Here is a 24,840-nt window from a genome sequence, read left to right as displayed (position 1 = left end):
GCGGCAATCAGCGCCGCACGATCGCCAGCACGTCGTCCAGTAGCGCGGCGGCGGTGACCTCCGCCCCGGCGCCCGGCCCCTGGATCAGCAGCGGCTGGGCGTGATACCGGTCGCTGTGGATCGCCACCCGGTTGTCGGTCTGCGCGCCGCCGGCCAGCGGATGGTCGCGCGGCAGTACACGCAGCCCGACGGAGGCCCCGTCGTGATCGAAACCACCGACGAAACGTAGACACCCTGCTTGTTCCTGCGCCTGCTGCCAGTAAGCCTGCAGCGGTGCGTCCAGCAGCGAAAGCCGGCCCAGCGCATCCGCCGGTGACTGCGCGGCGAGCGCCTCCGGTACCAGCGAGGCGACCCGTACCTGCTCGGCGCGCAGCGCGATGCCGCTGGCCCGCGCCAGGATCAGCAGTTTGCGACGCACGTCCTCGCCGGAGAGATCCACGCGCGGGTCCGGCTCGGTGTAGCCGGCCTCGGCGGCCTCGCGCACCCACGCCGAAAACGGGCGCTGGCCATCGAAGTGATGGAACAACCAGGCCAGCGAACCGGACAGTACGCCCTCCACGCGATGGATGCGGTCGCCACCGGCGACCAGCGCGCGCAGGCTGCTCAGCAGCGGCAGGCCTGCACCCACCGTTGCACTGTCGCCGTAATGCGCAGCACCCTGCTGTCCGCTGTCGGCGATGGCCTGGGCACGGGCCAGCTGCGCGCCCTGGCCGAGCTTGTTGGCGGTCACCACGTGCACGCCACGCGCCAACCACTGTTCGTGCCAATTGGCGACCTCGTCACTGGCCGTCGCATCGACCACCACATCGCCACGCTGCAGGCCTTCGGCTTCCGCCCAAGGCTGCAGCACCACCGCGCCGCGCGCCGCAAGGTTGGCCTGTGCAAGCTCGTGTGCGGGGGTCTGTTCGCAGGCCCGCGCCGTACGCGAATTGGCCAGCCACGAGAACGACGGCAGGGTGACGCCGCGGTCCTGCAGCGCGGCATAGCGCTGCACGAAGGCGGTGCCGACCGTCCCGGTGCCGAGCAGCGCCAGCTTTCGATGGGCGGCCAGTGGCAGGGTCAGGACCGCGCTCATGCATCCACCTGTTTGCGCCGCTGCACATCACGATGCTGATCGATCACCACCTGCGCGCGCTCCAGCCCGCCCTGCAGATCGGCCACCAGATCTTCCGGCGACTCGATGCCGACCGAGAGGCGCAGCAGCCCTTCGCTGATCCCGGCATGCGCACGCGCTTCCGGGGTCATCGCGGCGTGGGTCATGGTCGCCGGATGCGCGACCAGGCTCTCGACGCCGCCCAGCGACTCGGCCAGGGTAAAACAGCGCAGGCCATCCACGAACGCGCGCACCGCCGCATGCGGATCCTCGCCCGGGCACGAGGCCAGTTCGAACGAGAGCATCGCGCCGAAACCGCTCTGCTGGCGGGCCGCGATGGCATGGCCGGGATGATCGGCCAGGCCGGGGTAGTACACGCTGGCGACCGCATCGCTGGCGGCCAGCAGCTCGACCACGGCGGCCGTGTTTTCCTGGTGCGCACGCAGGCGCGCACCGAGCGTACGCAGGCCGCGCAGGGTCAGGAACGCATCGAACGGCGAGCCGGTCAGGCCCAGCGCGTTCGCCCACCACACCAGCTGCTCGTGCACCGCCGGATCACGTGCGATCACCGCCCCGCCGACCACATCGCTGTGCCCGTTGATGTACTTGGTGGTGGAGTGCAGCACCAGATCGGCACCGAAGCTGATCGGCTGCTGCAGCGCCGGCGACAGGAACGTGTTGTCGACCACCACCTTGGCCCCGGCCTTGTGCGCGGCATCGATGACGAAGCGCAGGTCGGTGATGCGCAGCAGCGGGTTGGACGGGGTTTCGATCAGCACCAGGGTCGGCGACTGCGCCAGCGCGTCGGCCAGCGAGCGCGGATCGGTCAGGTCGGCGGTGATCAGGCCGAAGTGACCCTTCTTTGCCAGTGCGTTGAACAGGCGCCAGCTGCCGCCGTACGCATCGTGCGGCACCACCAGGGTGTCGCCGGGCTGCAGCAGTGCATTGAGCACCAGGTTGATCGCGCCCATGCCGGTCGAGGTGACCACCCCGCCCGCGCCGCCTTCCAGTTCGGCCAACGCTTCGCCGAGCAGGTCCCGGGTCGGGTTGCCGCTGCGCGTGTAGTCGTACTGGCGCTTGTTGCCGAAGCCATCGAAGCTGAAGTTCGAGGACAGCACGATCGGCGGGGTCACCGCGCCGTGGGCGGTGTCACGGTCGATGCCGGCACGCACGGCGGCGGTGACGCGGCTACAGGACGGCTCGGTACCAGCGGAACGGCTCATGCGGTTTCTCCGGGGGATCGAAAAGCGGTGGCGAGGATCGCGTCGATGCGATCGGTTTCTTTCAGGAAGGCGTCGTGGCCATACGGCGAGCGCAGCACGCGCAGGCTGCCGCGCGGGCCCAGCCCCTCGACCAGGCCGACGCAGTCGGCCAGCGGCACCAGGCGATCGCCTTCCACGGCGACCACGACGGTCGGCACCAGGATGGCGGCCGGGTCGATGCGATGCAGGTCGATCGATTCGGACAGGCGCAGGTAGGCATCGACCGGGGTACGGGCGACGTACTGCGCACCGGCGGCATCCAGATAATCTTCAGCGGCGACGCGCACGCGGCCATTGACCACTTCCGGCGCGGCGTCGAAGCGCTCGCCGAATTCTTCCGGCGTCCGGTAGCTGAGCATGGCGAACTGGCGCGCCAGCGACAGCCCGTGGCTTTCGGCGCACTGCAGCTGGCCCAGCGCGACCGCGCGGCGCTGCAGCGCGCGCCAGGCCGCGGCATACGGATGCGGACGATGCGCGCCGCTCACCGCGATCAGCTTCTGCAGGCGCTCGCGGTGACGGATCGCGAACTGCTGGCCGACCAGCGCGCCGTAGGAGTAGCCGATGAAGCACTGCAGGCGGGCGATGCCGAGATGATCCAGCAGCAGGGCAAGCGCATCGGCCTGGTCGGCGGTATCGATCGGCAGGTCCAGCGCACCGTCGGCGCCGATGAAATCGAAGGCCAGGATGCGCAGCGAGGCCGGATCCAGCGCGCGGCCCGCGGCGACCAGGCCTTCGGCCCAGCCCTTTTCGGGGAATTCGGCATTGGCCGCCACGTGGCGATGCGCGGAGATGCCGCCGGCCAGCACCACCACCGGCGCATCGGCGCGACCGACGCATTCGTAGCGCAGGCGCACCGGCCGCGGCCCGCCGTGACGCATCGACAGCACCGCCGCGATATCGCCGCGCACGGCGTTCAGCCCAGCGTCGACGGGGACGCTGAGCGGTGCGAAAGAGTCGGTGGCGACAGGGGCGGCGGTGGCGAAACGCATGGCGGTATCCAAAGTAGGAGTCGGCCATCGAGCTTTCGCGGAGCTCGCGTTCGAAGCGCACGCACGGTGCACGGTTCGAACCATCTTTCGGAAGACACCAACGGTCTCCGCAGGATTTGGCACCTACGCAGGTCGCTTTCGCGTCTGCGGGCTGCCCCGGCTTCAAAGGGCCTGTCCCTCTGCCGGTCTCGATGGTGGAGCCACGATGCCAGTGCTTCCGGGTCATGTCAATCCCTTCATCGGCATGAAGCGATATATATTCCAGATGATCATCAGTCACGCATACTCGGGGCACCTTCCCAATCGGCCAGAGCCTTGCGCTGCCTGCGTCTGCCCACCCTGATCCTCGTCCTGGCCCCGGCGCTGAACGCCGGTACCGCGCCGGCCAGTGACTGGCGCAACGGCTGGCGGATCGACCGCCCGGCGAAAACCAGCCCTGCCCGTCCCGCCCCGGTGGCGGCAGCGCCCGGCCTCGCCGTGCTGACCCTGGAAGGCGCCGGCGAGCGCTGGCAGGCGCGGGTCGACAACCGCCTGGCCGGTCCGGCCCAGGTCTCGGTGCGGCCCGCCGCAGGCACCCCGGCGATGCCGGGCCTGCCCCTGCAGGCAGTGATCGCCGGCGCGGCCAGCGTGGTGGTCACCCGCCTGCAGCCACCCGCCGGTGCGACCGCGATCCGGCTGGACATGATCGCCGTCCCGGGGGATCCGGCGGCGCGCCCACGCGATGTGGCCTATCTGCTCCCCTTCGATGCTGCCCGCATCCAGGTCAGCCAGGCGCCGCAAGGGCAATACAGCCACACCGACCCGGAGAACCGCGACGCCATCGACTTCGCGCTGCCCGAAGGCAGCCCCGTGCTCGCGGCGCGGGCCGGCACCGTCATGCAGGTCCAGGCCGGGTACCAGGGCAATGGCCAGGACCGCGACCACGATCTGGGCCGGGCCAACCTGGTGCGGGTGCTGCATGAGGACGGCAGCATGGCCGTGTACGCCCATCTGCAGCACAACGGCGCACTGGTGCGCCCGGGCGAGCAGGTCCAGGTGGGGCAACGCATCGGGCTGTCGGGCAATACCGGCTACAGCGCGGCCCCGCATCTGCACTTCGCGGTGCAGGTCAATGCGGGCATGCGGCTGCGCTCGATCCCGGCCCGCATCGTCAGCCCCCAGGGCGAGCTGCGCTTCGCCCGGACCATGGACGAGGCCGGCGCATCCGCCCTGCCCTGACCCCGGCCATGCCCGCCCCCGCTATACTGAGCGGCTTATCTCCATGAAAAGCGCCCCGGGCGGGCGCGTCACGCCATGTCCGAAGTCGCTACCGAAGCCGCGCGCCGCCGCACCTTCGCCATCATTTCCCATCCTGACGCCGGCAAGACCACGCTGACCGAAAAGCTGCTGCTGTTCGGCGGTGCGATCCAGATGGCCGGTTCGGTCAAGGGTCGCAAGGCCGCGCGCCATGCCACCTCCGACTGGATGGCGCTGGAAAAGGAGCGCGGGATCTCGGTCACCTCCTCGGTGATGCAGTTCCCGTACGAAGGCAAGATCGTCAACCTGCTCGACACCCCCGGCCACGCCGACTTCGGCGAGGACACCTACCGCGTGCTCACCGCGGTGGACTCGGCGCTGATGGTGATCGACGTGGCCAAGGGCGTGGAAGAGCGCACCATCAAGCTGATGGAAGTGTGCCGCCTGCGCGACACCCCGATCATGACCTTCATCAACAAGCTCGATCGCGAGGGCAAGGAGCCCATCGACCTGCTGGATGAAGTGGAAAGCGTGCTCGGCATCCAGTGCGCGCCCGTCACCTGGCCGATCGGCATGGGCCAGCGCCTGAAGGGCGTGGTGCATCTGATCAGCGGTGAGGTGCACCTGTACGAGCAGGGCCGCAACTTCACCCGCCAGGATTCGACCATCTTCCCGTCGATCGATTCGCCGGGGCTGGCCGAGAAGATCGGCGAGCGCATGCTGGCCGATCTGCGCGACGAGCTGGAACTGGTGCAGGGCGCCAGCCATCCGTTCGACGTGGAGGCCTACCTGGCCGGCAAGCAGACCCCGGTGTTCTTCGGCTCGGGCGTGAACAACTTCGGCGTGCAGCCGCTGCTGGACTTCTTCGTCGAGCATGCGCCGTCGCCGCAGCCGCGCGCGACCACCGGCCGCGTCATCGCGCCGCAGGAAAACAAGCTGACCGGCTTCGTGTTCAAGATCCAGGCGAACATGGACCCGCAGCACCGCGACCGCGTGGCGTTCATGCGGGTGTGTTCGGGCCGTTTCGTGGCCGGCATGAAGACCTTCCATGTGCGCACCGGCAAGGAAATGAAGCTGGCCAATGCGCTGACCTTCATGGCCAGCGACCGCGAAATCGCCGCCGAAGCGTGGCCGGGCGATGTGATCGGCATCCACAACCACGGCACGATCTCCATCGGTGACACCTTCACCGAGGGCGAAGCGGTCAGCTTCACCGGCATCCCGAACTTCGCGCCGGAACTGTTCCGCCGCGCACGCCTGCGCGATCCACTCAAGCTCAAGCAGCTGCAGAAGGGCCTGGCGCAGCTGTCCGAAGAGGGCGCGACGCAGTTCTTCCGTCCGTTGATGAGCAACGACCTGATCCTGGGCGCCGTGGGTGTGCTGCAGTTCGATGTGGCCGCCTACCGCCTGAAGGACGAGTACGGCGTGGAAGCGACCTTCGAGCCGGTCAGCGTGACGACGGCACGCTGGGTGACCTGCAGCAACGAGAAGAAGCTGGAGGAGTTCCGCGAGAAGAACGCGGGCAACCTCAGCATCGATGCCGCCGGCCAGCTGGTGTACCTGGCACCGACGCGGGTCAATCTGCAGCTGGCGCAGGAGCGCGCGCCGGACGTGCGCTTCGCGGCCACGCGCGAAGCCGCGCACAGCGTGTCGGTCAGCTGATCCTTCGCCGATCTGTCGGCTGAACGGCCGCGCGTGCATGCGCGGCCCATCTTGGCGATGATAGGGGGGAGCGGGCTCCCCCTCCCCGCACATCCGATCATCGCCATGACCTCTGTCGTTTCCGTTCGAGAAGAAATCGCCAGCGCCTTGACCCACGGGCTTGGCGCCGTCGCTGCCCTGGCTGGCAGCGCTGTGTTGATCACGTTGGCCGCCATCTATGGCGACGGCTGGCAGCTGGCCAGTGCGATCGTGTTCGGTGTGGCGCTGTTGCTGTTGTATACGGCCTCGACCCTCTATCACGCGATCCAGCATCCGGTCGCGAAGGGCCGGTTGAAGGTGTTCGATCACTGTGCGATCTACGTGTTGATCGCCGGTACGTATACGCCGTTCACGCTGATCGGGCTGCGCGGCGGGCCGTGGGGCTGGGGGATGTTCACGGCGATCTGGGCGCTGGCGTTGTTCGGGGTGGTGTTCAAGTTGTTCTATACGGGCCGTTTCAAGCTGTTGTCGACGATCATCTATATCGCGATGGGCTGGATGGTGATGGTGGCGATCAAGCCGATGTGGCATTCGCTGGATGGGTGGACGCTGGGCTGGTTGTTGGCCGGCGGGGTGTTCTATACGTTGGGGACGGTGTTCTATCACCGGGAGTCGGTGCCGTATTCGCATGCGATCTGGCATCTGTTCGTGATCGGCGGGAGTGTGTGCCACTTCGTTGCGGTGACTGCGCAGATTCTTTGAGTGCTGTTTTCCGTCCGGTGAGGGGAACGGCGACGGCGACGGCACCAGCAACGGCAACGGCAAGCGCAACAGCAACAGCGAGAGCGGCTCGGGCGTCAGGCGTGCGCCAGGCTGGGTCGGCGCGGGTGGGTTGGCGGGACACGCCGTGAATCCGTCCATGGAGGCTCATGTCGCGCCATCCATGGCGCTCATGGTCCCGCCAACCCACCCGCACCGCCCCGCTCACGGTTGGCTGGTGGCCTGGGAAGGTCAAGATCTTTGGCTGGATCGGGTGCCGAGTGTGGCCGCGCATGGGGACCGCGCCGCGCCTCTTGAAGCCGTCTACAACGGCGACCTCGATGATCGACACGTCTCACCCTGACACTACGCTTACCAATGCTTCGCGTTGCCTGCACGATGCAAGGGCAACCATGGGGATGTGAATACTGCCCCGTCCCCTGCTCCGTCCGATGCTGCTTCCCGTTCCCGCTGGCGATGGCGTCGTCCCGGGAAGCGGGGGCAGCGCTGGTTGGCCATTCTGGTGTTCCTGTTTGCGGCGCTGTTGATCCTGATCGCGCTCTGGGACTGGAATTGGTTCAAGGGGCCGGTGGAGCGGGCGGTGCAGGCCAAGACCGGGCGTGAGTTCCATATCACCGGGGATCTGGATGTGGATCTCGGTCGGGTCACGACGGTGCGCGGTGATGGGCTGACGTTTTCCAATGCGACGTGGGCCAAGCAACCGCAGATGGCGACGGCGGATCGGGCGGAGATCGATCTGCGGGTGTGGCCGCTGCTGCGCGGGCAGGTGCGGATTCCGGAAATCCGGCTGACGCGGCCGGACCTGCTGCTGGAGACGGCGCCGGAGAAGAATCAGCCGGGCAACTGGGATTTCCTGGGACCGAGTGATGGCGATCCGCCGGTGCTGCAGCGGTTGCTGATCGAGGATGGCCGCCTGCAGTTCCAGGACGCGGCAGGCAGGACGGATGTGCTGGTCTCGCTCAACAGCGGCAAGCCGCGCGATCGTGAGAGTGGTCCCCCGCTGTTCGTCAAAGGCAAGGGACGCTGGCAGGGCAATGCGTTCTCGCTGGATGGCAATACCGAGTCGCCGCTGGAGCTGACCAATACCGGGCATCCGTTCCGCATCCATCTGGATGGGCGGGCGGGGAATACGCATGCGATCGCGAGCGGCACGCTGACCAATCCGTTCCAGCTGCGGGTGTTCGATCTGGAGCTGATGCTCAGCGGCCAGGACATGGAGGATCTGTTCCCGCTGATCGGGATCGCGATCCCGTCGACGCCGCCGTACCGGCTCAAGGGGCGGTTGAAGCGCGACAACGCGATGTGGCGCTACGAGAATTTCACCGGCACGGCCGGCGACAGCGATCTGGGCGGTACCGCGCAGATCGACGTGAGCGGCGAACGGCCGTTCCTGAAGGCGGATCTGGTGTCCAAGCGGTTGGACTTCGACGATCTGGCCGGCTTCATCGGCGCGCCACCGAAGACCGGCGCCGGGGAATCGGCCAATGCCGAGCAGAAGGCGAAGGCGGCCGAGCTGGCCGCGCGCACCAAGGTGCTGCCGGATACGCCGTACAACCTGTCCAAGCTGCGCGCGATGGATGCCGATGTGCGCTGGAAGGCGCAGCGGATCAATTCGCCGACGCTGCCGCTGGACGACATGGATGCCCACCTCAAGCTCGACGATGGGCTGCTGCGCCTGGAACCGCTGAACTTCGGCGTGGCCGGTGGCGACATCCGCAGCACGATCCGGATGGATGCGCGCAGACAGGCGATCTCCACGCAGCTGCAGGCGACCATCCGCAAGGTGCAGCTAGGCAAGCTGTTCCCGGATGCGAAGCTGGCCGAGCAGGCATCGGGCGGGATCAGTGGCGATGTCAGACTGACGGGCCAGGGCAACTCGATCGCCGCGATGCTGGGCAGTTCCGATGGCACGGTGGCGGTCGGCATGGGCCGCGGGCACGTCGGCAATCTGATCATGGAACTGGCCGGCCTGGATGTCGCCGAATCGGTGAAGTTCCTGTTCACCGGCGACAAGCAGATTCCGCTGCGCTGTGCGTGGGGCGACTTCGGCGTGGACAACGGGGTGATGCAATCGCGGTCGCTCGCCTTCGATACGACCGATACGTTGATCCTCGGCGAGGGCAAGGTGGACCTGAAACAGGAACAGCTGGACCTGCTGCTGCGCCCGCGCCCGAAGGACATGAGCATCCTGGCACTGCGCTCGCCGCTGCGCATCGGCGGCACCTTCAAGGATCCCTCGTTCCGCCCGGACTTCAAGGCCTTGGGCATCCGCGGAGCGATCGCCCTCGCGCTGGGCAGCATCGCGCCGCCGGCGGCGCTGCTGGCGACGATCGAAACCGGCCCGGGCGAGGACAGCAACTGCGGCGGCCGCTACGCCAAGTAAGCGCGTGGACGCACGGGCAGGGACCGACCCAGCGTCGGCCTGCCCTGCCGCACGGATGCCTGCTCAGCCAGCGACGATGTACTGCTGCAGCTGATCCAGTTTCTGCGCCTGTTCGTCGATCACCGACTTGACCAGATCGCCGATCGAGATCACGCCGAGCACGCCGGTGCCGTCTACCACCGGCAGGTGGCGGATGCGGTAATCGGTCACCAGTTGCAGGCAGTGTTCGACCTGTTCGCCCGGGGCGACGGTCACTACCTTGGGCGTCATGATCTCGCGCACTTCGGTCGTCCGCGAGGAGCGCTCGTGCAGCACGATCTTCCGCGCGTAATCGCGCTCGGAGAGGATGCCGACCAGCTGCCGGCCCTCCATCACCAGCACCGCGCCGATGCCTTTTTCGGCCATCAGCCGGACCGCGTCGATCACCGCCGAGGTCGGGGCGACGGCGAATACCTCAGGGGACTTGCCTTCCAACAGCTGTCGTACCGTGGTCATCTCGCAGCTCTCCACCGATGGGATGCACGGCCGAGTCTGCCACGAACGGTGGTTGCCAGGTGTCAATCACGTACAGCGGGCGCTGCTTGGATTCCTCATACAGCCGGCCCAGGTATTCGCCGATCAGGCCCAGCGCGATCAGCTGGATGCCGCCCAGGAACAGGATCACCGCCATCATCGTCGGCCAGCCGGCGACGCGGTCGCCGTACAGGGCCGCCTTCAACACGACCGCCAGCGCGAAGAGGAACGCGAACGTCGCTGCGGCCAGGCCCAGGTAGGTGGTCACGCGCAGCGGCGCGGTCGAGAATCCGGTGATGCCTTCCAGCGCGAAGTTCCACAACCGCCAGAAACCGAACTTGCTCTCGCCGACCAGCCGCGCGTGGCGATGGTAGGGCAAGGCCTTGCGGCGGAAGCCGACCCAGCCGAACAGCCCTTTCATGAACCGGTGACGCTCACGTAGCTGGCCCAGCGCCTGCAGCGCGCGCGGCGACAACAGCCGGAAATCGCCGGTATCGGCCGGGATCGGGGTCTTGGACAGGCGCCCGATCACCCGGTAGAAGGCCTTGGCGGTCGACCGCTTGAGCCAGCTTTCGCCATCGCGCACCAGGCGCGTGCCATACACGTTGTCGTAGCCCTGCTGCCACAACGCGACGAATTCGGGAATCAGCTCGGGCGGATCCTGGCCGTCGGCATCGAGGATCATCACCGCGCCCTCGTCGACCAGATCCAGCCCGGCCGTGAGCGCGGCCTCCTTGCCGAAGTTGCGCGACAGCCGCAGAACGCCGACGCAGGCATCGGTCTCGGCCAGGCCCTGCATCACCGCCCAGGTGGTATCGGTGCTGCCGTCATCCACATACAGCACGCGGCCGTCGATGCCCTCCAGCCCATCGAGCACCGCGCGCAGCCGCGGGTGCAGCATCGGCAGGGCCAGTGCTTCGTTGTGTGCGGCGACGACGACGGTCAGGCGAGGGCTGTTCATGCGGCGATTGTAGCGTCAGGCAATCACGTACATGAATGCTCAGTCCCGGTCGAGGTAGGCATCCCCGCCCAGCTGCCGCGCCTGCCGCTGGATCCATGCCGCACGGCGCTGCACGTACGGCCCGGGCTTGGCCGCGCTGTAACGCCGTGGCGATGGCAGCACCGCCGCCAGCCGCGCGCTTTCGGCCGGGCTCAGCCGCGACGCGTCCTTGTTCCAGTACTGCCGCGACGCGGCCTGCGCGCCATAGATGCCGTCGCCGAACTCGGCGATGTTGGCGTACATCTCCAGGATCCGCGACTTCGGCCATAGCGCTTCGATCAACACGGTGTACCAGACCTCCAGGCCCTTGCGGATCCAGCTGCGGCCCTGCCACAGGAACAGGTTCTTGGCGACCTGCTGGCTGATCGTGCTGGCCCCGCGCAGGCGGCCGCCGCGTGCGTTGTGGTCGCGCGCCTTCTCGATGGCCTGCAGGTCAAAGCCGTTGTGCCCCGGGAAGCGCTGGTCCTCGGCAGCCACCAGCGAGATGGGCAGGCTGGGCGCCATCTGCTCCAGGTCGCGCCACTGGTAGTGCAGGCGGTAGCTCCAGTCGCCCTGCCCCAACGCCTCGCCGTAGCGCCACAGCATCACGCTGGAGACGGGCGGATCGATGACGCGCAGGACCAGTACCTGCAGCACGCTGAACCCCACGAACAGGACCGGCAGCCACAGCAGGCGTTTCCAGTGCCAGCGGCGTTTACGGGATGGTTCCAGGTCCGGTTCGACCTTGAGGTTGCTGCGCTCTGCCCCCATTACTGGTGCATCCTTTACTTGCACGGTGGTCGGCGCATTATCCGGCAACCGGCACTCCTTTCGCGCAGCCACCGAACCGATGACCGCCCAATCCGACTCCCTTGTCCGTTTCCTGCTTCCCGATGCCGGCGTCCGCGGCGTGCACGTGCACCTCGATGACACCTGGCGGGAAATCCTCTCCCACGCGGTGTATCCGCCGGGCGCCGCTGAACTGCTCGGCGAGGCCAGCGTGGCCTCGGCGCTGTTCACCGGCCACACCAAGGTCGATGGCCGCCTGTCGATCCAGCTGCGCAGCAATACCGCGATGCGTACCCTGTTCGCCGAGTGCACCGCGGCCGGCACGCTGCGCGGCATCGTCCAACTGGCCGACGGCGGCGACGACGCGCCGCGCGACCTCACCGCCCTGGGCGCGGATGCACTGCTGGCGATCACCATCGAGAATCCCGGCCTGGATCCGCGCGAACCGCAGCGTTACCAGAGCCTGGTCGGTTTGACCGCAGCCGGCCTGGACGAAGCCTTCGAAGATTATTTCCGCCAGTCCGAACAGCTGCCGACCCGCTTGCTGCTGGCCGCCGACGGCACCCGCGCCGCGGGCCTGCTGCTGCAGAAGCTGCCCGGCGATGAAGGCGACCAGGATGGCTGGTCGCGGGCCAGCGCCCTGTTCGAGACCCTGGGCAAGCAGGAACTGCTGGAGGTGCCGGGCCACGACCTGCTGCACCGCCTGTTCCATGAAGAGACGCCGGAACTGCTGGGCGACAAGGCCCTGCGCTTTGCCTGCTCGTGCTCGCGCGAGCGGGTGGAAGGCATGCTGCAGTCCATCGGCGAGGAAGAGGCCCGTGCCGCCGCCGAGCCCAGCGGCGCGGTCGAGGTGCGGTGCGAATTCTGCGGGCAGGAGTATCACTTTCCGTTGACGGAATTCGACATACTGTTCCGCGAGATGGACGTTTCCTCGCCGGCACCTGAACGGCTTCAGTAATCTCTGCGCGAGTTTTGTTCTGGGGAGAACGAAGACTTGTTAAGAAATCATAAACGCCCTAGGATCAATGTCCCGCTTCGGCGGGAACTTGTGTTCACTGCGCTTGTCTGAGAGTTCCCATGCATTCCCTTCTGCGTCTACCGCTGGCCCTGATGATCGCCCTAGGCGCGATCCCGGGCGCGCATGCGCAGGCCAAGGGCAAGCAGGACGGCACCGTGTTGCCGGTCTGGAACAAGGGCAGCGGCAAGGTCGAGGCCCTGCTGTACCTGGAACCGACCGGCGAGCAGGCCGTCGGCGCCCGCTGGCATTTCGGGCGCAGCTCGCTGGATGCGGCCTTCGGGTTGTCGTCGGGTGACTCGCTGGGCCTGCTCTGCAACAGCAGCCGCGGCACCAGCATCAGCGGATTGGCCAGCCATTGCATGCTGGCCACGCTCGGCGATGAAGACGACAACACGCTCAGCCGCCGCGTCAGCGGCACCGCGGCGTTCAACCGCCCCGGCGGTCGCGTCGGCCTCACCGCCGGTAGTGGCCGTGACACCCTGCCGGCCTGGCTGGCGGGTCCGAACAAATCGCCGTCGCTGCGGGCCGAACAGAACGATCTGACCGTGTTCGGGCAGAAGAACATCGGTCGCGAGGGCTTCGTGTCGATCGGCGGCACCTATGCGAAGGCGCGTCTGGTCCCGATCGCGGACGCCTCCCCGGCGATCGTCGACCGCTGGGACAGCAAGAGCCTCACCATCGGCGCTGGCTATGGCAATTTCAGCGGCAACATCATCGGCCGCGTGGTCGATGTCCCCGGCCAGCCCGGCAAGTGGGAAGGCCTGGGCGTCGGCCTGACCTGGCGCACGCCGTGGAGCGGCCAGCTCACCGTCGGCGCCGAGAACGTGGTCACCCGTGGCAAGAATCCGTTCGCCCCGCGCAACGAGAGCACCGACGAAGGCACCGTGCCCTACGTCCGGTACGAGCAGGACCTGTAAGCCAGGCGTCCCTGCCCCGCTTCGCGATGCCCGACCGCGCAGCAGGCGCCCCCCCCCGTTTCCCTGATCCACGCCGCTCGCCCGTAGCGGCGTTTCTCTATTTGCCCCGGAACGCTGGCCGTGGGCAGCCAGCCGGACGTCTGGTCTCTCAGCGCCACGGGGCGAGGAGACACCGGCACCGTCGATTGCATGCACCGGCGTGCGGGCTTCTAGCATAAGGCGTACCGGAAGGGTCACCGGCAGGACAATCACGACAGGGGGAAGGCCGCGGGTGCGGCGCGCGGGGTGCAAACCCGGGCCCGTATTCAGGTACAAAAGATACAAATCGACATAAAAAATGTGCCAAAAGTCATCACTTCTTGGTCGTGGCCAATGGCTGGTTCCGCCGGTTAATGCCCTACAAGCCTTGCGGCACAATGACTTTGCCGAATTTCACCTGAATCACATGAAGTATTAACGGGTCTTTAATTTCTCCGAATACGTGGTTACTATCGAGTCAGCTTCGCGACTTGGAGACGCCTTTCGTCTCCGCGCTGAAGCCCATCCCAGAACCCGTAGCACCCAAGTCCATTTGGAGAGAGAGAGCCAATGAATTGCAGGACAAACAAGCTGCGCGACGCCATTGCGTTTGCGCTGGTGGTGACCGCTGGTAGCACCGGTGCAGCCTATGCACAGGAAACCCAGACCCTCGACAAGATCGAAGTCACCGGTTCGCGCATCAAGCGCGCCGACGTGGAATCGTCGCAGCCGGTCTTCACGATGAGCCGCGAGCAGATCCAGGCCCAGGGCCAGACCTCCATCGGCGACATCATCCAGAACATCGCCACCAGCGGTTCGACCCTCAACAGCACCTACAACAACGGCGGCAACGGCGAAACCCGCGTGAACCTGCGCAACCTGGGTTCCAGCCGTACCCTGGTGCTGGTCAACGGTCGTCGTTGGGTCGGTGGTACCGGCCTGGGTGGCGCGGTCGATCTGAACACCATCCCGTCCGCAGCCGTCGAGCGCATTGAAGTCCTGAAGGACGGCGCCTCGACCATCTACGGTTCGGACGCCATCGCCGGCGTGGTCAACATCATCCTGCGCAAGAACTTCGACGGTGCAGAAGCCAACGCCTACTACGGTCAGTACGACAAGGGCGACGGTTCGCGCGAGTCCTACGACTTCACCATCGGTTCGGCCGGTGAGAAGTGGCACGCCACCCTGGGCGTGGGCTACGTGAAGGAAGAACCGGTGTGGGCGGGCGACCGTGCCATCTCGGCGGTGCCGGTCTTCGGTTCCGTGCCGTACACCGGCAACAGCTCCACCACGCCGGAAGGCCGCTTCGGCTACTTCCAGCAGGTCGGCACCAATCCGGACGGTTCCCCGCGCTTCGGCGCCGCCCGTCCGAACGGCAGCGAAGGCTACTTCATCACCGGCAACGGTGGCAGCACCTGGCGCAACTACGGCCAGGCCGACAGCTTCAACCACGCCCCAGGCAACCTGCTGGTCACCCCGCAGGAGCGCACCTCGATCTTCGCCGACGCCGGTCTGAGCATCACCGACAACGTCCGCTTCAAGACCACGGTGACCTACAACGAGCGTGAATCCGAGCAGATCCTGGCGGCCATGCCGATCGTGCTGGGCCGCGCCGCGCCGGGCACCAACGGTGCCAACATCGTCATCAGCGCCGACAACATCTACAACAACACCGGCCGTGATATCGACTACATCCAGTACCGTGCGAACGAGACTGGCGGTCGTATCTACAAGCAGAACGTCAAGACCTATGCGTTCAACGGTGCCTTCGAAGGCGACTTCGAAGTGAACAGCCGCTTCTGGAACTGGGAAGCCGGCATGTTCTACGGCAAGAACGACCAGACCGACGTCACCACCGGCTTCTTCAACATCTCCGCGCTGCGCAGCGCCCTGGGCCCGTCGTTCGTCGACGCTACCGGCGCTGCACGTTGCGGTACCGCAGGCAGCGTGATCGACGGCTGCGTGCCGATGAATATGCTGAGCGGCGCCGGCTCGCTGACCCAGGACATGATCGACTATGCCGGTTTCACCGCGCATGACGTCTACGGTTACGAGCAGAAGACCTACTACGGCAGCATCGGCGGTGAACTGTTCGACCTCCCGGGCGGCGCGTTCGCCTTCTCGCTGGGTGCCGAACACCGTGAAGAATCCGGCTTTGACGGCCCGGACGCACTGATCAACTCCGGCGACACCACCGGCAACGCCCGTACCGCGACCGACGGCAGCTACAAGCTGGACGAAGCGTACCTGGAACTGGCGATCCCGCTGCTGTCCGGTGTGACCGGCGCGCAGCTGCTGGACTTCAGCGTGGCGACCCGCTTCTCTGACTACAGCAACTTCGGCAACACCGTGAACAGCAAGTTCGGTTTCCGCTGGAAGCCGATCAACGACCTGATGATCCGCGGTAACTGGTCCGAAGGCTTCCGCGCCCCGACCATCGCCGAGCTGTACCAGGGCGTGAGCGACACCTTCGAAGACGTGGCCGATCCCTGCGCCGGCGTCCAGACCGGAAACGCGAACACCCCGCCCGCCAGCTGCGCCGGCGTGCCGGCTTACAACCAGTCCAACTCGCAGATCCGTACCACCACCGGTGGCAACCCGGATCTCGGCCCGGAAACCTCCACCTCCAAGACCCTGGGCTTCGTCTACAGCCCGAGCTTCGCACCGGGGCTGGACGTGTCGGTCGACTGGTGGAACATCAAGATCGAAGGTGCCATCTACGCGCAGACCGCCCAGCAGACGCTGGACGCCTGCTACGACCAGGGCGTGGCTTCGCAGTGCGCCCTGATCGAACGTGACAGCACCGGGCAGATCTCCAACCTGCTGGCCGTGCCGAGCAACGTGGGCACGATGGAAGTGGAAGGCTGGGACGTGACCCTGGGCTACCGTATGCCGGATACCGCGTACGGCAGCTTCAGCTTCGTCCTGGATACCGCCTACACCTCCAAGTACACGATCGAAGATCCGGTGACCGAAGGCTACAACCGCGTCGGCAACTACCTGAGCCGCGACAACTACTGGCGTGTGCGTTCCAACCTGCTGGTTGCCTGGCAGCTGGGTGATTTCGGTGCCACCGCATCGGCCCGTTACTACTCGAGCCAGAATGAAGACTGCAGCGGCACCTCGTTCGGTGGCGCCAACTTCAACCTGCTGTGCTCGGATCGTGACCACGTCGGTATCGGTGGCCAGGATGATCCGCAGCGCAAGATCGCCAGCGTCACCTACACCGACCTGAGCGCCTACTGGCAGTCGCCGTGGAACGCCCGTGTCACCGTCGGTGTCAACAACGCCTTCGACCGCGATCCGCCGCTGGCGTACACCACCTTCGCCAACTCGTTCGACCCGCAGTACGAAATCCCGGGCCGCTTCTTCTACATGCGCTACAACCAGAAGTTCTGATCGTAGCCACGTAGCAGCCTGAGACAGAACCACGGCCCTTCGGGGCCGTGGTTTTTTATTGCCTGCCGTTCCCGCGCGCACAAAAAAGGCCGCGTTTCCGCGGCCTTCTGCATGTCCGTGGCGAACCAATCAACCGAGCGGAATCAGCGTCTCGATCACATGCTCCACGTAGGCTTCGAAGTCCTCGCGCGCCTGCTTGGGCTGCTGCAGCTGCAGCGACAACTGCAGGAAACCCACATAGGCCGCGTAGGCCAACCGTGCACGGTGCTGCGCATCGGTGCGGCTCAGGCCGGCCTGCCGGAACGAGGCAACCAGATACTCCAGGCGCCGGTGCGAAACACGGTCGATGACCGGGCGCACCATCGGGTGATCGAGCGCCTTGAGCAGCTCGCTGTAGATGATGTGCGGCTGCACTTCATGCGCGACCACCTGGAACAGCTGGCGCAGGCGCACGCGCGGATCGGTGACATCGGCCAGGCTGCCGAAGACCTGCTCCTGCTCGAACAGTTCCCAACGCTCCAGCGCCGCCTGCAGCAACGCGTCGCGCGAGGGGAAGTGCCAGTAGAAGCTGCCCTTGGTGACACCAAGACGTCGCGCCAGCGGCTCCACCGCGACCGCGCCCACGCCTTGTTCGGCAATCAGATCCAGTGCGGCCTGGGCCCAGTCTTCGGCACTGAGGCGGCTGTTGCGGCCGGCACGTGGCTCGCCGGCGGAAGCTTCGGGTTCATTCATAGGTGGATTTAACCATACGCCGGGGTTGGTTGCAGTATGTGAATCGTTGAAAGTCCGCTTCACGCCTGCTGGCACAAGGGATGAGACCACCATACTCCGAAGTATTGACATCGCACAGGGCAGGTCCATACTAGCGAGTATGGTCACTCCTTCTTCTACCCTGCCCCGCTTTGACGATGAGCGACTGACCGGCGCGCATGACGCCGTGCTCGCCGCCACCCGTTCGGGCCCGGGGCGCCGCGGCACCGTCCTGTTCGCCCACGGCTTCGGCCAGACCCGGCATGCCTGGAACGCCACCGCGAACGCGCTGGTCGAGGCCGGCTACCAGACCCTGGCCTACGACGCGCGCGGCCACGGCGATTCCGACTGGAACCCGGCCGACCTTGCCTACCACGGCGAACAGTTCGCCGATGACCTGATCGTGCTGGCGGGCGAACAGCCGCAGCCGCCGATCCTGATCGCCGCGTCGATGGGCGGCCTGTTCGGCCTGCTCGCCGAGTCGCGCTGGCCGGGCCTGTTCTCGGCGATGGTGCTGGTGGACATCACCCCACGCTGGGATACCGCCGGTGTCGAAAAGATCCTGATGTTCATGACCGCGCACCCGGAGGGTTTCGCGTCGCTGTCCCAGGCCGCCGACGTGATCTCCTCCTACATGCCGCACCGCCCGCGCAAGTCCGACGACGCCCTGCGTGCCCTGCTGCGCGAGGACGGTCACGGTCGCTGGCGCTGGCACTGGGATCCGCGCCTGGTCGCCGAGCTGGCGCGTGACAGCGAACAACACCAGGACGCGCTTGCCGAGGCGGCGCGCCAGGTGAAATGCCCCCTGCTGCTGGTCAGCGGTGGCCGCAGCACCCTAGTCACCCCGCAGACGGTGGCCGAGTTCCTCGCGTTGGTGCCACATGCACGCCACGTGCAGCTGCCGGAGGCCACCCACATGGTCGCCGGTGACGACAACAACGCCTTTACCGCTACTGTGTTGGACTATCTGGACGTGTTGCCCTCGGCCTCCGCCGTCGCATCGTCCGTCACTACCGAGCACGTCACCGGAGCACGCTCATGAGCATTGTCGTTCCCTTCCTCGCGATCCTGCTGGCCGGCGCGTTCGTCGCCTACCACCGGATGCGCCTGATCACCTGGACGATCATCAGCCTGGTGCTGCTGGCCGCCTGCTGGTTCATCCCCTACGTCAACCAGACCGCCACGATCGTGGCCGCGGCCATCGTCGCCGTCATCGCCGTGCCGCTGCTGCTGCCCTTCATCCGCAAGCCGCTGCTGACCGCGCCGATGATGAAGGTGTTCCGCAAGGTGCTGCCGCCGCTGTCGCAGACCGAACGCATCGCACTGGAAACCGGCTCGGTCGGTTTCGAAGGCGAGCTGTTCACCGGTGATCCGGACTGGAACATCCTGCTCAACTATCCCAAGCCGCAGCTCACCGCCGAGGAACAGGCCTTCCTGGATGGCCCGGTCGAAGAGCTGTGCAGGATGGTCAACGACTGGGAAATCACCCATGTCTACGCCGACCTGCCGCCGGAGCTGTGGAGCTTCATCAAGAAGAACAAGTTCTTCGGCATGATCATTCCGAAGGAATACGGCGGCCTGGGCTTCAGCGCGCTGGCACACCACAAGGTGATCCAGAAGCTGGCTTCGGTGTCGAGCGTGGTCAGCTCCACCGTCGGCGTGCCGAACTCGCTGGGCCCGGGTGAACTGCTCAACCATTACGGCACCCAGGAACAGAAGGACCAGTACCTGCCGCGCCTGGCCGATGGCCGTGAAGTGCCCTGCTTCGGCCTGACCGGTCCGTTCGCCGGCTCGGATGCGACCTCGATTCCCGATTACGGCATCGTCTGCAAGGGCGAGTGGAACGGCGAGCAGGTGCTCGGCGTCAAGCTCACCTTCGACAAGCGCTACATCACCCTGGCCCCGGTGGCCACGCTGATCGGCCTGGCCTTCCGCATGTACGACCCGGATGGCCTGATCGGCAGCACCCGCGACATCGGCATCACCCTGGCGCTGCTGCCGCGTGATACCGCCGGCGTGGAAATCGGCCGTCGCCACTTCCCGCTCAACTCGACCTTCCAGAACGGCCCGATCCGCGGCAAGGATGTCTTCATCCCGCTGACCCAGCTGATCGGCGGCGCCGAGAAGGCCGGCAAGGGCTGGAACATGCTCAACGAGTGCCTGGCCGTCGGCCGCTCGATCACCCTGCCCTCCACCGCCAGTGGCGGTGCCAAGGCCGGTGCGGTGGTGACCGGTGCCTATGCGCGCATCCGCAAGCAGTTCGGCCTGTCGGTCGGCCGCTTCGAGGGCGTGGAAGAAGCGCTGGCCCGCATCGGTGGCAAGGCCTACGCGATCAGTGCGCTGTGCCAGGCCACGGCCGCTGCGGTGGACCGCGGCGACGTGCCGTCGGTGCCGTCGGCGATCGCCAAGTACCACTGCACCACCATGAGCCGTGAAGTGATCTCGGACGTGATGGATGTGATCGGCGGCAAGGGCATCATCCTGGGGCCGCGCAACTTCGCCGGCCGCAGCTGGCAGGCCGCGCCGATCGCGATCACGGTCGAAGGCGCCAACATCATGACCCGCAGCCTGCTGATCTTCGGCCAGGGTGCGATCCTCTGCCACCCGTGGGTGCTGAAGGAAATGAAGGCCGCGCAGGACCCGGACACCCGTGCCGGCCTGCAGGAATTCGACCGCAGCCTGTTCGGGCATATCCGCTACGGCATTTCCAACGCCGTGCGTTCGTTCTGGTTCGGCCTGACCGGCGCGCGTTTCGGTGCCGCCCCGGGCGATGCCTACACCCGCCGCTACTTCCGCAAGCTGGACCGCTACTCGGCCAACCTGGCGCTGATGGCCGACATCTCGATGATGACGCTGGGCGGCAAGCTGAAGTTCAAGGAATCGCTGTCCGGCCGCCTGGGCGATGTGCTGAGCCACATCTACATGACCAGCGCGATGCTCAAGCGTTACCACGACGAAGGCGCACCGACCGCCGACCAGCCGCTGCTGGCTTGGGCCTTCCATGACAGCGTGCACAAGATCGAACTGTCGCTGTCGGCCGCGCTGCGCAACTTCCCGGTGCGTCCGATCGGCTGGCTGATGTGGGCGCTGATCTTCCCGTTCGGCCGCCGTGCCGAAGCGCCGGGTGACCGCCTCGGCCACCGCGTCGCCGCGCTGCTGATGGCGCCCAACGAGGCCCGCGACCGTCTGGCCAGTGGCGTGTTCCTGACCCCGTGCGAGAACAACCCGGGTGGCCGCATCAACAGCTACCTGTCCAAGGCGATCATGGCCGAGCCGGTGGAGCGCAAGTTCATCAAGGCGCTCAAGACCAAGGGCATCGAAGCACTGGACTTCGTCACCCAGCTGGACGAGGCCGTGGCCGAGGGCGTGATCACCCAGGACGAGCGCACCCTGCTCGAAGAGCTGCGTACGCTCACCCTGGAAACGATCACCGTGGACGACTTCGATCCGGAAGAGCTGCGCTCGGCGGGCTACTACAAGCGCGCCCAGCAGGACGCGCAGTCCGAAGCCGCCTGATCCCGATCCCGGCCATCATGTGAACGGAAACGGCGGACTTCGGTCCGCCGTTTTTACAGGGAGATCCTGGATGTCCGCTCCACTGTTGAATCTTTACCGGCGCATGCAGCGCTGGCCCGCCGGCCGCTGGCTGTTCTCGCGCGCGGTGTGTTTCAAGGCACCCTACTTCGCCAGCATCGCCCCGCGCATTACCGTGCTTGAACCTGGGCGTTGCGAAGGGCGCATCGCACACCGGCGCAGGGTCACCAACCACATCGGCACCGTGCACGCGATCGCGCTGTGCAACCTGGCCGAACTCACGGCCGGGCTGATGGTGGATGCGTCACTGCCCAAGGGCATGCGCTGGATCCCGAAGGGCATGGAGGTGCAGTACCTGGCCAAGGCGACCGGTACCCAGCATGCCGTGGCGACACCGGAGCAGCCGATCGTCGCCGCCGAGGCCGGCTACGCGCTGCCGGTGAAGGTGCAGGTCCGCGATGACGCCGGCACGGCGGTGTTCGAGGCGCGGATCGCGATGTGGGTGTCGCCGGTCAAACGTTGATCGATGGCGCGCAGCCACCCATGGGGTGGCTCTTATCTCTTGCCGATCTGGCACTTTAGGTGCCGAGAGCCCGGCGTGGGCGACCGTGTGGCTCTAGGTCTTGCGACCGCTGGGTAGCTTGGGTCCCCACGCCGGTTTCTCCCTGATCCGCCCGAACAGTTGATCGAGTTGGCGCTCGGACTGATAAGACTGGGCAAGCGGGGGGAGCTCTCGACCCTGTCAGCCTAGCGGAGTTCTGCCATGTATGGGATCGGGATCGATGTAAGTCAGGCCACGCTGGATGTGGCCGTCCATGAACAGGCGTTTCGCCAATTCAGCAACGACAAGCGCGGCTTTGTGCGGCTGATTCAGTGGCTGAAACAATGGCCCATCACGCAGGTCGTTCTGGAAGCCAGCGGCGGGTACGAGCGTGCCGCACTGGAAGCTTTGCACGAGGCTGGGCTTCCGATGGTCCGCATCAATCCTGCTCGGGCCCGCCGCTTCGCCCAAGCCACGGGACGTGCTGCCAAAACCGATCGACTCGACGCAGCCGTGCTGGCGCAGATGGCCCAACTCCTGCCGCTCACCCGCTACGTGCCACCGGCGCCCTGGCAGCGGCGGTTGGCCGAATTTGCCCAGTGCCGCCGTCATCTGGTGCAGATGCGCGTCAGCGAGATGCAGCGCTTGCGGCAGCTGACCGATCCAGTCCTGATCACGATCAAGCAGCGCCATCTTGCCCAGCTGTCCGAAGACCTTAAACAGCTGGACAAGGCCATTGCCGAGCAGCTCGCCGCGCAGCCGTGCTGGAAGAACATCGGAACGCTCAAAGGCGCTGGGCCGATCCTGGTCAGCACCTTGGCCTGCGAACTGCCGGAGCTGGGAACACTGGGGAGCAAGGCCATTGCTTCGCTGGTCGGCCTGGCGCCCATGAACCGCGAGAGCGGTACCTGGCAGGGCAAGCGCAGCATCACCGGGGGCCGGGCCGTAGTGCGCGAAGCGCTCTACATGGCGGCGCTAACCGCCATCCGTTACGAGCCCAGGCTACGTGACTTTTACGCGACCTTGAAAGCCAAAGGCAAGGCGAGCAAGGTGGCGCTGGTAGCGGTCATGCGCAAGATGCTGGTCATCCTCAACGCCCGCAAGCGGGACGCCGAGGCCGCGTTGGTCTGCACCTGATAAGACAGTTGCTACCCCGGAGATCAGGCCGGCACCATCCACCACGCGGCCACCGCCAGGATCGCCGGCACCGCCTGGATGAAGAAGATCCGCTTGTTGACGCTGTACGCGCCATAGCAGCCAGCCATGATCACGCAGCCGAGCATGAAGTTGACCAGCATCGGCAGGTGATCGAACAGGCCCCAGAACAGGCCGGCGGCGAGGAAGCCGTTGTACAGGCCCTGGTTGGCCGCCAGCACCCGCGTCGTCTCCGCCTTCTCCGGCGTATTGCGGAAGGTCTTCAGGCCCAGCGGCTTGGTCCACAGGAACATTTCCAGGACCAGGAAGTACACGTGCAGCAGGGCGACCAGCAGGGTCAACGACAGCGCGATCCAATACATGGGCAGGCTTCCAGAACGTAATGCAGAGAGCTTACTCCGGGCGCTCGCCCGGCAGCTTCTTTTCTTCGCGCAGCACGCCGAGGGCGGCGATGGTCATGGCGCCGGCCACCACCAGGCCGCCGACGAACACGATCTGCGAGCCGAACAGGGACAGCCCCTTGTGCACCCAGGCGAAGGTCAGGTCGCCGCCACGGTAGACCACGGTGTCGATCGCCGCGCCGGCCTTGTAGCGCCACTGGCGGTCCACACGGGTATAGATCGTCTCGCGCGCCGGCTTGGCCAGTGAGAATTCGCTGGCGCGGGTCATCACCTGCACCATCGCCACCATCAGCGGCAGCGGCGAGGCAGCCAGGATCGAGAACCCGATGATGATGGCGGCACCTGGAATCAGCAGCGCCGGGGCGATGCCGAACCGCGACAGCAACCAGCGCGTGAAGCCGAGCTGGATGATCAGGGTCAGCGTGTTCACCGCCAGGTCCACGCGTGAGAAGAAGGCCGTGCTTGCTGCGGCATCGGGATACAGGCGGCGCACGATCGAGGCCTGCTCGTTGTAGAGCATGGTGCCCACGCCCACGCCGAACAGCACCATCAGCGCCAGCCAGCGCAGCATCGGCTCACGCACGATCAGCTTCAGGCCATCGAACACGCTGCCGCCCATCGGCGTTTCGCCGGACACCAGCTGCCGCTCCTGTTCGCGTGCCACCGCCCACAGCCGCAGCCGCCAGATGCATCCCAGGCAGATCAGCAGGAAGCCGGCCGAGACCAGCATGAGGTTGGCGATGCCGACCGTCTGCACCAGCGCCGAGGTGATGATCGGGCCGAGGAAGGCCCCGATCGTCCCGGCGGCGCCGAGGTAGCCGTAGTACGCGCGCGCCTCCACGTTGGAGAAGACGTCGGCCATGAAGCTCCAGAACACCGCTACCGCGAACAGGTTGAAGACCGTGATCCAGAAGAAGAACGCCATGCCGCGCCCGGGCATGCCGGTCTCGAACATCACGTAGAACCCGAGCAGGGTGACGATGAAGAACCCGTACACCACCGGCAGGAAGACCCGGCGCGGATAGCGGCTCACCAGCGCCCCGTACAGCGGCTGCAGCACCAGCATGATGAAGAACACGCAGGTGAACAGGAACTGCAGCACGTAGTCCTGCAGGGCGACCCCATGCTCGGCGAACCACGCGATCAGCGGCAGCGGGAACACCGTCTGCAGATCGGCCGAGGCCGCCATCGCTTCGCGTACCGGACGCAGCACGTAGTAGCCGCTGAGCAGGCAGAAGAAGTAGATCGAGGCCCAGATCAGCGGCGGCGATCGCCGCCAGGCACCCAGCATGCCACTGGCGGCCGCGCCGGTTCCGGCTGCCGCGGTCATTGCCCGCTCTCCGCACACAAGGGGCGTTGCAACGGCAGCATGTGGGGAACTCCGGACGTCGAAGCGCGCAAGGTAAACGATGCACCGCAACATCGCCAGCGTGCGGCGCGGC

At 66.4% G+C, this 24,840-nt stretch carries 20 protein-coding genes and 1 riboswitch; of the genes, 11 read left to right on the top strand and 9 right to left on the bottom strand.

What is annotated here, in order from left to right; genetic code table 11:
- Positions 1–7: 7 nt before the first annotated feature.
- The 3 genes from HDC96_RS12975 to HDC96_RS12965 are packed head-to-tail and all read right to left on the bottom strand — an operon-like array spanning position 8 to position 3,344.
- The gene (locus HDC96_RS12975) at positions 8–1,075 is read right to left on the bottom strand and encodes a homoserine dehydrogenase (RefSeq protein ID WP_179460324.1); all 1,068 of its coding nucleotides are present in this window, start codon (positions 1,073–1,075) and stop codon (positions 8–10) included.
- Complete coding sequence (locus tag HDC96_RS12970; protein ID WP_179460323.1) at positions 1,072–2,316, bottom strand: O-succinylhomoserine (thiol)-lyase; 1,245 nt, start codon at positions 2,314–2,316, stop codon at positions 1,072–1,074. Before HDC96_RS12970 ends, HDC96_RS12975 begins: the two co-directional genes overlap by 4 nt.
- Complete coding sequence (locus tag HDC96_RS12965) at positions 2,313–3,344, bottom strand: homoserine O-succinyltransferase (RefSeq protein WP_179460322.1); 1,032 nt, start codon at positions 3,342–3,344, stop codon at positions 2,313–2,315. The genes HDC96_RS12970 and HDC96_RS12965 overlap by 4 nt, the downstream gene beginning before the upstream one ends.
- 77 nt (positions 3,345–3,421) lie before the next feature.
- Positions 3,422–3,542, bottom strand: a riboswitch (SAM riboswitch).
- 117 nt (positions 3,543–3,659) lie between these two features.
- On the opposite strand from HDC96_RS12965, the gene HDC96_RS12960 reads away from it, so the two are divergent.
- The 4 genes from HDC96_RS12960 (at position 3,660) to HDC96_RS12945 (ending at position 9,384) form a co-directional block, all read left to right on the top strand.
- Positions 3,660–4,562, top strand: a complete 903-nt coding sequence (locus HDC96_RS12960) for a M23 family metallopeptidase (protein WP_179460321.1) — start codon at positions 3,660–3,662, stop codon at positions 4,560–4,562.
- Between the two features lie 75 nt (positions 4,563–4,637).
- The gene (locus HDC96_RS12955; RefSeq protein ID WP_123730457.1) at positions 4,638–6,242 is read left to right on the top strand and encodes a peptide chain release factor 3; all 1,605 of its coding nucleotides are present in this window, start codon (positions 4,638–4,640) and stop codon (positions 6,240–6,242) included.
- 99 nt (positions 6,243–6,341) lie between these two features.
- Positions 6,342–6,983 (top strand): hemolysin III family protein, encoded by a 642-nt coding sequence (locus HDC96_RS12950; protein WP_179460412.1) that lies wholly within the window; start codon positions 6,342–6,344, stop codon positions 6,981–6,983.
- A gap of 514 nt (positions 6,984–7,497) precedes the next feature.
- On the top strand, positions 7,498–9,384 hold the full coding sequence (locus HDC96_RS12945; RefSeq protein ID WP_343203015.1) for an AsmA family protein: 1,887 nt from the start codon (positions 7,498–7,500) through the stop codon (positions 9,382–9,384).
- A 63-nt stretch (positions 9,385–9,447) separates the two neighbouring features.
- On the opposite strand, the gene HDC96_RS12940 is transcribed toward HDC96_RS12945, so the two are convergent.
- The 3 genes from HDC96_RS12940 to mtgA are packed head-to-tail and all read right to left on the bottom strand — an operon-like array spanning position 9,448 to position 11,647.
- Positions 9,448–9,879 carry a CBS domain-containing protein gene (locus HDC96_RS12940; RefSeq protein WP_176990598.1) on the bottom strand — a complete coding sequence of 144 codons (432 nt, stop codon included), beginning with the start codon at positions 9,877–9,879 and terminating at the stop codon, positions 9,448–9,450.
- Complete coding sequence (locus tag HDC96_RS12935) at positions 9,839–10,858, bottom strand: glycosyltransferase family 2 protein (RefSeq protein WP_179460319.1); 1,020 nt, start codon at positions 10,856–10,858, stop codon at positions 9,839–9,841. Before HDC96_RS12935 ends, HDC96_RS12940 begins: the two co-directional genes overlap by 41 nt.
- Before the next feature lie 39 nt (positions 10,859–10,897).
- Entirely contained in the window at positions 10,898–11,647 is a 750-nt protein-coding gene (gene mtgA / locus HDC96_RS12930) for a monofunctional biosynthetic peptidoglycan transglycosylase (protein ID WP_179460318.1), read from the bottom strand.
- 79 nt (positions 11,648–11,726) lie between these two features.
- Here mtgA and HDC96_RS12925 point away from each other — a divergent pair, with 79 nt between their 5' ends.
- The 3 genes from HDC96_RS12925 (at position 11,727) to HDC96_RS12915 (ending at position 17,017) form a co-directional block, all read left to right on the top strand.
- Positions 11,727–12,623 carry an Hsp33 family molecular chaperone HslO gene (locus HDC96_RS12925; RefSeq protein WP_179460317.1) on the top strand — a complete coding sequence of 299 codons (897 nt, stop codon included), beginning with the start codon at positions 11,727–11,729 and terminating at the stop codon, positions 12,621–12,623.
- 152 nt (positions 12,624–12,775) lie between these two features.
- The gene (locus HDC96_RS12920) at positions 12,776–13,600 is read left to right on the top strand and encodes a hypothetical protein (protein ID WP_176990627.1); all 825 of its coding nucleotides are present in this window, start codon (positions 12,776–12,778) and stop codon (positions 13,598–13,600) included.
- Between the two features lie 588 nt (positions 13,601–14,188).
- Positions 14,189–17,017, top strand: coding sequence for a TonB-dependent receptor (locus tag HDC96_RS12915; RefSeq protein ID WP_179460316.1), 2,829 nt, complete (start codon positions 14,189–14,191; stop codon positions 17,015–17,017).
- 129 nt (positions 17,018–17,146) lie between these two features.
- On the opposite strand, the gene HDC96_RS12910 is transcribed toward HDC96_RS12915, so the two are convergent.
- On the bottom strand, positions 17,147–17,749 hold the full coding sequence (locus tag HDC96_RS12910; RefSeq protein ID WP_019185113.1) for a TetR/AcrR family transcriptional regulator: 603 nt from the start codon (positions 17,747–17,749) through the stop codon (positions 17,147–17,149).
- Positions 17,750–17,888: 139 nt separating this feature from the next.
- Between HDC96_RS12910 and HDC96_RS12905 the strand changes: the two genes are divergently transcribed.
- The 4 genes from HDC96_RS12905 (at position 17,889) to HDC96_RS12890 (ending at position 22,979) form a co-directional block, all read left to right on the top strand.
- A complete protein-coding gene (locus tag HDC96_RS12905) occupies positions 17,889–18,809 on the top strand; it encodes an alpha/beta fold hydrolase (RefSeq protein ID WP_179460315.1) in 921 nt (306 codons plus the stop codon).
- The gene (locus HDC96_RS12900) at positions 18,806–21,283 is read left to right on the top strand and encodes an acyl-CoA dehydrogenase (RefSeq protein ID WP_179460314.1); all 2,478 of its coding nucleotides are present in this window, start codon (positions 18,806–18,808) and stop codon (positions 21,281–21,283) included. The genes HDC96_RS12905 and HDC96_RS12900 overlap by 4 nt, the downstream gene beginning before the upstream one ends.
- Before the next feature lie 70 nt (positions 21,284–21,353).
- Entirely contained in the window at positions 21,354–21,824 is a 471-nt protein-coding gene (locus HDC96_RS12895) for a hotdog fold domain-containing protein (RefSeq protein WP_179460313.1), read from the top strand.
- Positions 21,825–22,064: 240 nt separating this feature from the next.
- On the top strand, positions 22,065–22,979 hold the full coding sequence (locus tag HDC96_RS12890; protein ID WP_179460312.1) for a transposase: 915 nt from the start codon (positions 22,065–22,067) through the stop codon (positions 22,977–22,979).
- Positions 22,980–23,002: 23 nt separating this feature from the next.
- Here HDC96_RS12890 and HDC96_RS12885 read toward each other — a convergent pair whose 3' ends face one another.
- Positions 23,003–23,359: a DUF1304 domain-containing protein gene (locus HDC96_RS12885; protein ID WP_179460311.1), complete on the bottom strand. Its 357-nt coding sequence runs from the start codon at positions 23,357–23,359 to the stop codon at positions 23,003–23,005.
- 31 nt (positions 23,360–23,390) lie between these two features.
- Complete coding sequence (locus HDC96_RS12880; protein ID WP_179460310.1) at positions 23,391–24,728, bottom strand: MFS transporter; 1,338 nt, start codon at positions 24,726–24,728, stop codon at positions 23,391–23,393.
- Positions 24,729–24,840: the final 112 nt, after the last annotated feature.

Source organism: Stenotrophomonas sp. JAI102 (assembly GCF_013409105.1).
In the GTDB taxonomy this organism is placed as follows: domain Bacteria; phylum Pseudomonadota; class Gammaproteobacteria; order Xanthomonadales; family Xanthomonadaceae; genus Stenotrophomonas; species Stenotrophomonas maltophilia_AA.
Note: the sequence above shows the minus strand (reverse complement) of the source record. Positions and strands in the feature narration are given on the sequence as shown.